This window comes from Companilactobacillus metriopterae, assembly GCF_002762335.1.
Classification (GTDB): domain Bacteria; phylum Bacillota; class Bacilli; order Lactobacillales; family Lactobacillaceae; genus Companilactobacillus; species Companilactobacillus metriopterae.
Genome location: NZ_CP024610.1, coordinates 930,785 through 942,609 on the forward strand (window position 1 = coordinate 930,785; position 11,825 = coordinate 942,609).

12 protein-coding genes are annotated in these 11,825 nt (G+C 31.6%); 8 read left to right on the forward strand and 4 right to left on the reverse strand.

Features of this window, described 5'->3' with window-relative positions:
- The first annotated feature begins 3 nt into the window (after positions 1-3).
- The 5 genes from nhaC to CS873_RS04595 all read left to right on the forward strand — a co-directional run bounded on the left by nhaC (position 4) and on the right by CS873_RS04595 (position 6,293).
- Positions 4-1,389: a Na+/H+ antiporter NhaC gene (nhaC, locus tag CS873_RS04575; protein ID WP_099974695.1), complete on the forward strand. Its 1,386-nt coding sequence runs from the start codon at positions 4-6 to the stop codon at positions 1,387-1,389.
- Entirely contained in the window at positions 1,382-1,876 is a 495-nt protein-coding gene (locus tag CS873_RS04580; protein ID WP_099974696.1) for an acyl-CoA thioesterase, read from the forward strand. The genes nhaC and CS873_RS04580 overlap by 8 nt, the downstream gene beginning before the upstream one ends.
- Positions 1,877-1,938: 62 nt before the next feature.
- Positions 1,939-3,447 carry a YfcC family protein gene (locus tag CS873_RS04585; protein WP_099974697.1) on the forward strand — a complete coding sequence of 503 codons (1,509 nt, stop codon included), beginning with the start codon at positions 1,939-1,941 and terminating at the stop codon, positions 3,445-3,447.
- A 108-nt stretch (positions 3,448-3,555) separates the two neighbouring features.
- A complete protein-coding gene (locus tag CS873_RS04590) occupies positions 3,556-4,854 on the forward strand; it encodes a 3-phosphoshikimate 1-carboxyvinyltransferase (protein WP_169922451.1) in 1,299 nt (432 codons plus the stop codon).
- Between the two features lie 236 nt (positions 4,855-5,090).
- Entirely contained in the window at positions 5,091-6,293 is a 1,203-nt protein-coding gene (locus CS873_RS04595; protein WP_099974699.1) for a NupC/NupG family nucleoside CNT transporter, read from the forward strand.
- A 38-nt stretch (positions 6,294-6,331) separates the two neighbouring features.
- Here the strand turns inward: CS873_RS04595 and CS873_RS04600 are convergent, their stop codons facing one another.
- From CS873_RS04600 to CS873_RS04610, 3 genes are all read right to left on the reverse strand, one after another.
- A complete protein-coding gene (locus CS873_RS04600; RefSeq protein ID WP_099974700.1) occupies positions 6,332-7,060 on the reverse strand; it encodes an alpha/beta hydrolase in 729 nt (242 codons plus the stop codon).
- 75 nt (positions 7,061-7,135) lie between these two features.
- Positions 7,136-8,098 (reverse strand): AEC family transporter, encoded by a 963-nt coding sequence (locus CS873_RS04605; RefSeq protein WP_099974701.1) that lies wholly within the window; start codon positions 8,096-8,098, stop codon positions 7,136-7,138.
- A gap of 21 nt (positions 8,099-8,119) precedes the next feature.
- Positions 8,120-9,742 (reverse strand): malolactic enzyme, encoded by a 1,623-nt coding sequence (locus tag CS873_RS04610; RefSeq protein ID WP_099974702.1) that lies wholly within the window; start codon positions 9,740-9,742, stop codon positions 8,120-8,122.
- A gap of 98 nt (positions 9,743-9,840) precedes the next feature.
- On the opposite strand from CS873_RS04610, the gene CS873_RS04615 reads away from it, so the two are divergent.
- From CS873_RS04615 to CS873_RS04625, 3 genes are all read left to right on the forward strand, one after another.
- On the forward strand, positions 9,841-10,713 hold the full coding sequence (locus CS873_RS04615) for a LysR family transcriptional regulator (protein ID WP_099974703.1): 873 nt from the start codon (positions 9,841-9,843) through the stop codon (positions 10,711-10,713).
- Between the two features lie 89 nt (positions 10,714-10,802).
- Positions 10,803-11,111: a helix-turn-helix domain-containing protein gene (locus tag CS873_RS04620; RefSeq protein WP_099974704.1), complete on the forward strand. Its 309-nt coding sequence runs from the start codon at positions 10,803-10,805 to the stop codon at positions 11,109-11,111.
- 1 nt (position 11,112) lies between these two features.
- The gene (locus CS873_RS04625) at positions 11,113-11,562 is read left to right on the forward strand and encodes a low molecular weight protein-tyrosine-phosphatase (protein WP_099974705.1); all 450 of its coding nucleotides are present in this window, start codon (positions 11,113-11,115) and stop codon (positions 11,560-11,562) included.
- Positions 11,563-11,615: 53 nt separating this feature from the next.
- On the opposite strand, the gene CS873_RS08125 is transcribed toward CS873_RS04625, so the two are convergent.
- Positions 11,616-11,768, reverse strand: coding sequence for an SPJ_0845 family protein (locus tag CS873_RS08125; protein ID WP_169922452.1), 153 nt, complete (start codon positions 11,766-11,768; stop codon positions 11,616-11,618).
- Positions 11,769-11,825 lie beyond the last annotated feature (57 nt).

The window sequence follows — 11,825 nt, forward strand, 5'->3', positions numbered from 1 at the left end:
TTTATGGAAAATAAAAAACTTTCATTTGTAGAATCACTAATAATCATAATTTTGATGTTTGTAATACTAGGTTTTATGATTATAAAATTAGAAATAGCACCACAAATACCTTTATTATTAACTTTTACTTTATTACTAGCATATGGTAAGTTTCGTAAATTCTCTTGGGATAGTCTCCATGAAGGAATAATTAACGGTATCAAGCCAGGTATTATACCTATGATAATATTTATTATGATTGGAGTATTAGTAGCATCATGGCTTAGTGCAGGAGTAATTCCAACAATCATGGTTTATGGATTAGAAGTTATGAACCCTAATTTCTTCCTTTTAACAGTCTTTATTAGTTGCTGTTTAGTAGGAATAATTGTCGGTAGTGCATTTACTACTATTTCTACAATGGGTTTGGTTTTTATAGGAATTAGTCAAGTTATGGGAATAGATTCAGCTATGACTGTTGGTGCTGTAGTATCTGGGGCATTCTTTGGTAATAATATGTCTCCATTATCTGATACAACTAATTTAACAACTGGTATCGCAGGTGTAAAAAACCTTTCTTCTCATATAAAACTTATGTCACATACTTCTCTGATTGCTGCAGGAATAAGTGCAGTAATATTTTTCATAATTGGTCAAAGCAACAAGCAGGTCAATCTTTCAAGTGTTCATCATATCGAAAATATTTTGAAATCTAATTTTGTAGTTTCACCTATAATGTTATTACCAATTCTTGTTCTATTGATCTTGGCAATTCGTCAAGTACCTGCTATTCCAACATTATTATCTGGTGCAATAACTGCAATAATTATGAATATGATTATTAATGGTGTATCTTTGAAAACTGTAAGTGATGAAATTATGAATGGATTTCATTTTACTAAATCTACACCAGAAATTAATCAAATAGTATCAGGTGGTGGAATCAGCAATATGTTAGGCAGTATTTCACTTATTATCTGTGCTCTAGCTCTAGGTGGAATTTTACTAGAATTGGGTGTAATTGATAGTTTGATTAGCAAAATGGAAGCACACGTTAATACTCCAGGTAAGTTGATTTTAGCAACAGGTATTGGTGGTATAGGAGTAAATGTTTTAGTTGGTGAACAATACTTATCAATTATTTTGCCAGGTACAACATTCAAAAAAGACTTTGAGAAATTAAAAATTGCACCTAGATATCTATCTAGAACTCTTGCAACTGCTGGTGCTGATATCAACGCACTGGTTCCATGGAGTGTTAGTGGTGTATTTATTGCAGGTACTTTAGGAGTCAATACAATACATTACTTACCATACACATTTTATACATGGCTTAATCCTATATTAGCAATTCTATTTGGATTTATATTCCAAAATCGTTTGTTTAAGGCGGGAAAGAATATTGAATAAAATCACTTGTTCAGCTACAAAAACAATTTTTGAAGAAATCATTTTTAATAATGAATTAAATGAAAAGAAAACACTTTTTGGTGGTAGAACTTTAGAGATTTTGGATAAAAATGCAGGATTAGCTGCTTATAAGCTGGTAAATATACCAATTGCGACTGCTAGTTACGATAATCTTTATTTTTTGAAACCGATGAAAGTTGGACAAGGTCTCAAAGCTGTTTCATTTGTTACTGGGACTAGAGGTAGATCTATTGAGGTATTTACAAAATTTATTACTGAAGATTTACATACTAAAGAAAAAGAATTAGCATTTACTAGTTTTTGTACACTTGTAACATTACCAGGTGATTCTGATTTTGAATTGCCTGAGGTAATTGCTGAAACAGAAGAAGAAAAAGCATTAATGGCAGGATTTGAACAAAGATACTTGAGTCGAAAAGATGAACGTTCAAAGTTACCTGAATTCTTAAAGAATATAGATATTTAAAACAGATTGAAAAATCTGTTTTTTTTATTGCTATAATGAGTATTGTAAAAGGGGACAAAACTATGGATACTTTAAAGCAAAGAAAAAAATGGTCAATGCCATCTGCATTCACCATCCTGTTTTTTTTAATAATTTTTGTAGCAATATTAACTTGGTTGATTCCTTCGGGACAATATAATACAGATAAAGCGGGTAATATCATCGCTGGAACATATAAGTCTTTACCAGCGCATCCGCAAGGTCTTTGGGATATTTTCAAAGCTCCAATCGAAGGTATGGTTGGAACTTCAACTACTGAAGGGTCAATATCTGTTTCATTATTTATATTAGTTATTGGTGGATTTTTAGGGGTAGTCAATAAAACTAGAGCTTTAGATGACGGTATTAGTACCACGGTCAAAAAATTTGCTGGGAAAGAAATGATAATGATCCCAGTGTTAATGATTTTATTTGCTATTGGTGGTTCTACATATGGTATGGGCGAGGAGACAATTGCATTTTATCCAATTCTTATACCAGTTATGATTAGTGTGGGATTTGATTCTATTACAGCTATTTCCATTGCCTTGATCGGGTCACAAGTTGGATGCTTAGCCTCAACGGTCAATCCTTTTGCTACCGGTGTAGCGTCACAGACTTTGAATATCTCACCAGGTGATGGTTTATTATCTCGAGTAGTATTGTTAGTACTGGTTACAGCAATAAGTATTGGTTACGTAATGTATTATGCCAAAAAAGTAAAAAATGATCCTAAAAAATCTTATGTATATGATCGAAGAGAACAAGATATGAAAGAATTTTCAATTTCAGATTCTGAAATTGATGTAAACCTTTCAAAAAATCAAAAATGGGTTTTAGTTCTATTTTTATTATCATTTGTCATAATGATCGCAGGGTTGATTCCATGGACAAGTTTGAATCCTGGATGGACTGTATTTGAAACAACGACTAAAAATATTTCTAAAGTTCCATTTTTAGGTAATTTTATAGGACATGACGTTGCACCACTTGGAACATGGTATTTTACTGAAATAACAACTTTATTCTTGATAATGTCAGTTGTAATAATGTTTGTTTACCACATGAAAGAAAGCACATTTATTGATGCCTTTATTGGTGGAATGAATGACTTCTTGAGTGTTGCAATAATCGTTGCAGTTGCAAGAGGAATTCAGGTAGTAATGAACAATGGATTTATTACAGCAACAGTTTTACATGCTGGTGAACAAGGATTAAGCCATTTATCATCAGGAATTTTTATAACATTAACGTATATTTTTTATATTCCAATGTCATTTTTGATTCCTTCAACATCAGGATTGGCAGCAGCAACTATGGGAATAATGGGACCGTTGGGTAAGTTTTCAAATGTTAGTCCTTCACTAGTAGTTACTGCATATCAGGCAGCTTCTGGATGGGTAAATGTAATTACACCTACATCAGGTGTGGTTATGGGAGCTTTAGCCATAGGACATGTAGACATTGTTAAATGGTGGAAATATATTTGGAAATTAATGATAATTTTATTTGTTGTCTCAATTTTATTCTTGGTAATTTGTACATATATTTAGAGCATACTAACAGTAGTATGCTTTTTTTAATGCTTTTAAATAGCCTAGTTTTGCAAAGATAGATATAATTAAGGGTGAACTTATTAAAATGTGAAAGGAGAACTTATTGTGTTTAGTTATAATACACCATCACAGAGGTACAGATTAGTAGGCGAAGTTACACTTCCAGGTGATAAAAGTATTTCACACCGCGCAATAATGTTCGGTTCACAGGCCAAAGGTGTAACTCAAATTACTAATTTTACAATCTCCGATGATCTTTTAACCACTATAGATGTTTTTAAATCTTTAGGTGCAAAAATAAATTTTGAACCATTTTCTAAAGATTTAATAATAAAAGGTACTAATCATCGATTTTCACCAATTGATAAGCCACTTAATGTTCGTAATGTAGGGGAACTACAAGGATTACTATATGGATTCCTAGCATCCATTGATAATCCTTATACAGTTACTGGTGGAGCTTTTTTAGAAAATAGGTTAAGAGATGATGTCTTAGATCCTTTGCAAAAAATGGGTTTAAAAGTAAATTACTTGGGACAGAGCAAGTTACCTGTTGAAATAACAGGAACTGATTCCCTAAAAGGAATTGATTACACTCAAGATATATCCAATGCACAGGTAAAAAGTAGCTTAGTTTTATCTGGAATATATGGAAATAGTCCTACAAGAATCCATAGAAAATATGTAACTAGAAATCATACAGAGAATTTAGCTAATTATTTTGGTGCGGATATAAAAACAACACCTGATTTGATAACTATTAATCCTCTTGAACAAAATTTACAAGGAAAAGACATATTCATACCTGGTGATTTTTCTTCAGCAGCAATTTATATTGTTTGCGCTATTTTATCTAAAGATAGCGAAATTAAAGTAAAAAATATTTGTCTTAATAGCACAAGAACTGGATTGCTTACTGTTCTTGAAAGTATGAACGGAACATATGAATTGGAAAATTTATCTGTAGACAAAGTTGAACCTTATGGAGATTTAATTGTAAAAAGTCAAAAACTAAGTGGAACGGTTATCCCTGGGAAAATTTTGCCACTTATTATTGATGAGTTACCCCTAATTGTTTTGATGGCATCTCAAGCTGATGGGGATACAGTTATAGAAGATATTAGTGATGCCATGGTTCAAATACATGAGCGATTAAAAGTTATGAAAGAAGAACTTGAAAAATTAAACATTAAGATAAAAAATGACGGTGATAAAGTTATCATAAAAGGTAATCAAAAAATTACTGTAAAAGGTATTCTAGATAGCCATTACGATCATAGAATAGCGATGATGTTGATAGTAGCTGCTAATTTGATTGATCAATCTCTACAGATTAAAAACATTGAAGTTATCGATGTGTCTTATCCTAATCTTCTAAATGATATAAAGAAAATTATTGTCTAAAGAATCTAATCTTTTATTAGATTCTTTTTTATTTTTGCGTAATTTAAACTTAATAGGAAATACAGAATTTTTATTTTATATTTCACAAACTAATTTCTTATATTTACTACTAAATTCCCAACATTGGGAATTTTAAACAGAAAAAGTCAGTAAATTAAATTTTAAAATATCAAAACCAAATGATATTATTTAATTGTTACGAAAATTGTATATTTGTGAAGGGAATAGGGAGAATAATGTATTTAATAACTAACATTATAGGTTTGGTTGTTTTCTTAGCTATAGGATTTATGTTTTCCAAGGATAAAAAATCTATCCACTGGAAATCTATAGGAATTATGGTTGTTGTAAACTTGCTACTGGCTTGGTTTTTGACAGGTTCACAAGCAGGTCGTGATATCATATCTGGTGCCGCAACTGGTTTTGACTGGTTGGTCCAAGTTTCATATACTGGTATCGCATTTGCACTTCCAAGTTGGGTTCATGTAAAACAAATGGATTTTGTTACCAGTGCATTGCTACCCATCCTAATGATTGTTCCTTTGTTCGATATTTTAACTTATATTGGAGTTTTACCATTCATTATCAAATGGATCGGTAAGGGACTTTCATTTATTACAGGACAACCTAAGTTTGAATCATTCTTTGCTGTTGAGATGATGTTCTTAGGAAATACTGAGGCTTTAGCTGTTTCAAGTATCCAACTAAAAGAGATGAGTGCAAAGAGAAACTTGACTCTTGCAATGATGTCGATGAGTTGTGTTACTGCTTCAATTATTGGAGCTTATATACAAATGATGCCAGGTCAGTATATTTTGACAGCTATTCCAATTAATATTATCAATGCTATTATCGTTACAAGTATGCTTAACCCAGTTGATGTTCCAGCTGAAGAGGATACAATTGCAAAAATCAAGGGACAAGGGGAAGGAAAGAAAGAACCATTCTTCTCATTCCTTGGAGATTCTATCTTAGGAGCTGGTAGATTAATTCTTATCATTACAGCTAACGTTATTGCATTCGTTGCCTTAGCTGCTCTTATTGATAAAGTTCTTCAACTAGCTAACCCTTGGTTGACACTAGAACATATTCTTGGTGTTATTATGTATCCATTTGCTTGGCTATTGGGACTTAATAGTCATGACTCATTCCAAATGGCTCAATACATGGGAACAAAGCTTGTAACTAACGAATTTGTTGTTATGGGTAAGGTTACAGGTAGTATCAATAGTTTTGCTCCTCACTTTAAAGCAGTACTTACAGTATTCATTACATCATTTGCCAACTTCTCAACAGTCGGTATGATTATTGGATGTTTTAAGGGTATTGTTGATCGTGAAAAGAATGATTTAATTTCTAAAAATGTTGGATACATGTTACTTTCAGGTGTATTAGTTTCATTGCTATCAGCAGCATTTGTAGGACTTTTCGTTTGGTAATAAAAAAGAGTATCAGTTAATTAACTGGTACTCTTTTTTTATTTGTTAAAAATCCAGTCAAAAACATAATCGATATTTGAGCTCCAAGTTTCCCAAGAATGATCACCAGTTACTTCTTTCCAACTATATTTGGAAGTTTTCTTTTTAAGGAAATTTGCTAATTCAACATTATCTTCGTACATAAAATCTTGATCACCACAGATGGTTAAGATATCAATGTCAGGTTTATATTCATCGAAAATATTAATTAATTGATTTTCTTTAATTTTATTATTTGTTTTGAATATATTATCGAAAGCTTCTTTCGGCATTGGACATTTAGGATTATTTCTAAATTTTAAAATATCGGCGATAGGTGAGAGTCCAACAACTTTTGAAAATAGAGTGCTATTTTTAAATGCGATCTTCAGAGCACCATAACCACCCATGCTAGAACCAACAATATAATTGTTTTCTCTATCTTTAGATATCGGGAAAATATTTTGAATTCTTTTCATATATTCATTAATAAAAAATGAGTAGTAAGGAATGAAATCTGAATCTGTATAAAATGCATTTCTTGTTTCGGGCATTATTATCGCGCATTTGTATTCACGAGCAATTTTTTCCAAATTAACATGTCTAACATATGTTGTCTCATCACTTGTATATCCAGCCAATAACCAAACAACAGGATAGTCAGGCTGATAATCATCAGGAATAATGACGACAGAGTTGAAATAAGTGTGCAAATAGTTAGTTCTAAAACTTAAGTTATTCAGTGCCATTAGAAACTCCTTTATAAAAGTAAAAATATTTTGTAAAAAAATAGTCATATACTGATTTCAGTATATGACAAATTTTTAAATAAAGTTAATAACTTGCATTAAAATTGGAACTACAACAACGAATAGAACTGTAGATGTTGTAACAACATTTGTTGCATATTCGATATCCCCATGTGACTGTCCAACTAAGATAGGTAAAACAGCTAGTCCGGGAGCTGCAGCTTGGATAATTAGAGTGCTACTTTCTAGAGCTGGTAATCCATGTCCTATTGAAGCACCTAAAGTGACAAATCCAATCATAATAGCTGGAGCAAATACAAATCTACCAAGAAGTGCCCAGATTGTGTCATGATCAAATCTGATTGATTTTAATCCAGCATCTGCCAGAATAATACCAATATAGATAAGTGACATTGGAGTAACGATACCACCAACCATGTCTAAAGTTTTATCAATCCATTCTGGAATAGGAATAGCTAGTAGTAGGAATACTAAGGAAACTAAGAAACCAACAAGTGGAGCTGGTAATAATTTTCGCCAGTTAAAATCTTGTTTTGTACCCTTTTCTTTTGTTGGATCATCATTTGAAATAAAGAAAACTCCGATTGCCCAAGTAGAAATAGTATTCATAACATAGTAAACAAGGAAGTAGGGTAAACTTTTTGTTCCAAATAGTGCCATGTTAAGTGGCAAACCAATAAAAATAGTATTGGCATTGGCAAACATATTAATAAATGTTCCTCGACGACCTGGTCTAATTTTTAAAACTTTAGTCAAAATCCAAGCTAGTAAATAACTACATGCAAAAGATGCAAAGGCAAAAATCAAACCACCTGAAAGACTTGCCAATTTATCTCTAGTTAAATACTTTAAAACTGAAACAAAAATTGATGCGGGTAGGGCAATATTCATAATAATAAATGAGATATTACCTTTAAATGAATCTGCTAAGCGTCCAGAATTTCTTAGCCAAAAACCAAGTGCAATGACAATAACAATTTCTGCAACACTTTCTAATGATGTAATAAAAGCTGCCATAATTTATTCCCTCTTAATATATTAATATTTTGGTTCCCATTTTATTGATTCAACAGCTTTTTTAGCGTCTGTTGCATCTGTAAGTTCTTCATTAATAGCTTCTTGTGCTACACCTGTAGCAACTGTCATACTGAATTCATCTAGTTTAGATACAGGAGGAAGAACAGCTGCACCTGGTTGTGTAGTATCCACAATTCCGCCAAGTGAACGTGCGGCTTTGTTAATCATTCCTTCGCTAAGTAATTTGGAATTAACAGCCAATGTGCCTAGTCCCAATCCAGGGTAGACAAGTGCATTGTTAGCTTGTCCAATATGATATGTTGTTCCTTTATAGTCAATTGGTTCAACAGGAATCCCTGTAGCAATCAGAGCTTTTCCATCAGTCCATGCAAGCAAATCTTCAGCTTTAGCTTCAGCAAGCTTAGTAGGATTTGAAAGTGGGAAAATAATTGGTCGTTCTGTGTGACTTGCCATTTCTTTAATAATACTTTCAGTAAATGTACCAGGTTGAGTTGAAGTTCCTACTAGAATTGTAGGGTGTACTTCTTTTACAACAGCTTCCAAAGTTGTAAGTTCATCAGCATTTGAAAATTCAGATCTTTCTCTTGTAAATGGTTCTTGTTCAGGTGTTAATCCTTCAGTATCTGAGAATAAAAGACCTTGTCTATCAACAAGATAGAAGTGTTTTTTTGCTTCTTCTTCAGAAAGACCTGCTTCAACCATTGCATCGTAGATTCTTCTTACAATACCAGCACCAGCTGTACCTGCACCAAAGGATACATAAATTTGATCTGTCAATTTTTGTTTTGAGATATTAAGAGCACCAAGAATACCAGCAAGTGTGATAATTCCTGTTCCTTGAATATCATCATTAAAGGTTAAAATATCATTTTTATATTTGTTAAGTATGTTTGCTGCATTATCTCTTCCAAAATCTTCAAAATGAAGATACATATTTGGGAAAAGATCTTCCGCAGTTTCAACAAATTGATCAACAAATTGGTAGTATTTTTCTCCAGTTACACGTTTGTGATGATTACCTATGTATAAATCATCATCAAGTAGTGATTGGTTATTTGTTCCTACATCAAGAACTACAGGGAGAACGGAACTTGGATCAATACCAGCTGCTGCGGTATAAACCATAAGTTTACCAACTGAGATATCAACACCTTGAACGCCCCAGTCGCCAATACCAAGAATTCCTTCACCATCAGTCACAACGATAAGCTTGATGTTACGTCCATCTGCACCGTTTATAAGTGATTGTTTCATAGAATCTGGATCGTCAATTGATAAGTATGTAGCATTTTGAGGATCAATGAATAGACGACTATAGTTTTCAATTGTGTCAGCAATAGTAGGATCATAAACGATTGGCATAAATTCGTTTATGTGTTGACTGAATAGTTTGTAATATAAAACTCTATTTTCGTTAAAAATTTCCATTAGGAAAATTCTTTTTTCTAGAGAGTTAACTTTTGATTGATATTGAAGGTAAGTCTGTTCTACTTGTTGATCTAGTGTCTGAACAAATGGAGGCAATAAACCTTCAATATTATTTTCCTTTCTTTCTTCCTTTGTAAAGGCAGTACCTTTGTTAAGGTAGGGATTATTTATTAAGTTCAATCCAGAATATGTCATTTTTGGTTCCTCCAATTAATTTATGACATAATAATAGTTCTCAATAAAATATATAGTCAAATATGGTATCATTGATAAAAAAATATTATAGGTGAATTATGAATATTAAAGACTATCAATACTTTGTAAAATTAAACCAATTTAAAAATTTTTCAGACACAGCTAAATACTTTCATGTGAGTCAACCAACAATAACTTATTCTCTTAAAAGACTTGAAGATGAGTATAATGCAAAACTAATTGAGCGGAAGAGTTATGCTAATTCATTTTATTTAACATTATCTGGATTACAAGTTTTGACACATGCTCAGAGAATTATTTCAGAGAATGAAATTTCGAAGAAAGAGGTGCAAAAGTTAAATTCACAAAAATTTAGAGTAGGTATGCCACCAATAATTACCAATTACTTATTTCCTAAAAAATTTGTTGCTCTAAATGAGAGTGGTATTTTATCAAGAATCATTTCAGTGCAAGATGGATCCAAAGAATTAGTTTATAAGCTTAAAAATGGTGATGTAGATATATCTCTTTTAGGGTATACAAATCAACCGGATGATCCAGATTTAATATATGAAGAAATTGATATAAAGGATTTTAAAGTTATAACTTCTTTTGACAAAAAAATGTCCGATAAGGTATCTATCTCGGACATAAAGGATGAAACATTCATTCTACTAGATGAACAATCAATTCATAATCAAGTTTTTCAAAATATGATAAGACAATATAATTTTTTGCCAAATACTATTTATTCTACAAATGATTACAATTTACTATTGAACTTAGTTAAGGAGAATAGAGGAATTAGTTTTATAGCAGAAATTGCGTTGGATAATATTGAAGGAGTTCGCTCTATTGATATAACTGACGTGGAAATTCCTAAATTTCATATAGCAATTGCATACAGAAGAACGATGGAAATGACAGATTATATACAAGAATTTATTGATATTTTTCGAAATAATTCCTAATTTTTAAATTGAAGTTAAGTTATGTTTGCAATAATTAATACCGTAAATGCATATGATATACTTAAAATACTTAAAAATTAGGAGATTTTATGAAGTATTCAGAAAAAGAACAAATTGAAATTGTAAAATATACACTTCAAAATGATAGAAACTGTAAATTAGCTGCAGAAAAGTATGCTGTTTCTTATCAACAAGTGGGAGCTTGGGTTCGAAAATTTGAATCAACATTAACTGATGATGGTATGAAGGAATCTAAAAAATCATCTTCTGGAAAAAATATTTCTAAAGAACCAAAAAGACAAGCTGAAGAGCGTAAAACTCTAGACGTTCTCAGCAGAAAAGATCCATTTTTAGAAGCTCAATTAGAAGAAGTAAAGAAAAGACTGGGTTTAATCTAATATGACAAAAATAATTTATGTTTGTTTAGGAAATATCTGTAGATCACCTATGGCAGAGATGATTATGAAAGAAATGGTTGCCAATAGAGGATTAGAAGATAGTTTTTATATAAGTTCTCGGGCTACTTCGACATATGAAATTGGAAACCCACCACATGAAGGTGCTATTGCTGAATTAAAAAGACAATCTATTCCAATTATTTCTCATAAGGCAAAACAAATTACTGAACAAGATATAGACAGTGCAGACTTGGTTATAGGTATGGATTATCAAAATATTGAAGATTTGAAAGAGATATCTTCAGCAGGTAATATAGACAAAATTAAACTTGCCTATAACATGATAGGTGAGGATAAAATTATAGAAGATCCTTGGTATGATCATAAATTTGATAGGACTTATAATCAATTAAGTGAGATAATACCTGCAATTTTAGAAGAGTATAAATAAAAAGACACTCGCATTCTTTGTGAGTGTCTTTTTACAAGTAATTTTCTTAAATATTACTCTTTATCTTCGGATTTTGATTCTTTCTTTGAAGATTTTTTATCTGCTTCATTTACTCTATCAACGTTCTTTTTTACATCATCTGGCAAAGAAGCAAATTGATCGAATAGACTACCAAAATTACTTTCACGTTTCACTGTTAATCCCATCGGTATCAGCCCCTTTCTAGAGGTATAATATTATTTACTAACTACATTATAGAACGT

What these genes read in the sequence shown, in the direction of transcription:
- CS873_RS04610 (WP_099974702.1), bottom strand. Translation starts at nt 9,742, where the DNA reads ATGACATATTCTGGATTGAACTTAATAAATAATCCCTACCTTAACAAA.
- nhaC (WP_099974695.1), top strand. Translation starts at nt 4, where the DNA reads ATGGAAAATAAAAAACTTTCATTTGTAGAATCACTAATAATCATAATT.
- CS873_RS04600 (WP_099974700.1), bottom strand. Translation starts at nt 7,060, where the DNA reads ATGGCACTGAATAACTTAAGTTTTAGAACTAACTATTTGCACACTTAT.
- CS873_RS04625 (WP_099974705.1), top strand. Translation starts at nt 11,113, where the DNA reads ATGACAAAAATAATTTATGTTTGTTTAGGAAATATCTGTAGATCACCT.
- CS873_RS04595 (WP_099974699.1), top strand. Translation starts at nt 5,091, where the DNA reads ATGTATTTAATAACTAACATTATAGGTTTGGTTGTTTTCTTAGCTATA.
- CS873_RS04620 (WP_099974704.1), top strand. Translation starts at nt 10,803, where the DNA reads ATGAAGTATTCAGAAAAAGAACAAATTGAAATTGTAAAATATACACTT.
- CS873_RS04605 (WP_099974701.1), bottom strand. Translation starts at nt 8,098, where the DNA reads ATGGCAGCTTTTATTACATCATTAGAAAGTGTTGCAGAAATTGTTATT.
- CS873_RS08125 (WP_169922452.1), bottom strand. Translation starts at nt 11,768, where the DNA reads ATGGGATTAACAGTGAAACGTGAAAGTAATTTTGGTAGTCTATTCGAT.
- CS873_RS04615 (WP_099974703.1), top strand. Translation starts at nt 9,841, where the DNA reads ATGAATATTAAAGACTATCAATACTTTGTAAAATTAAACCAATTTAAA.
- CS873_RS04585 (WP_099974697.1), top strand. Translation starts at nt 1,939, where the DNA reads ATGGATACTTTAAAGCAAAGAAAAAAATGGTCAATGCCATCTGCATTC.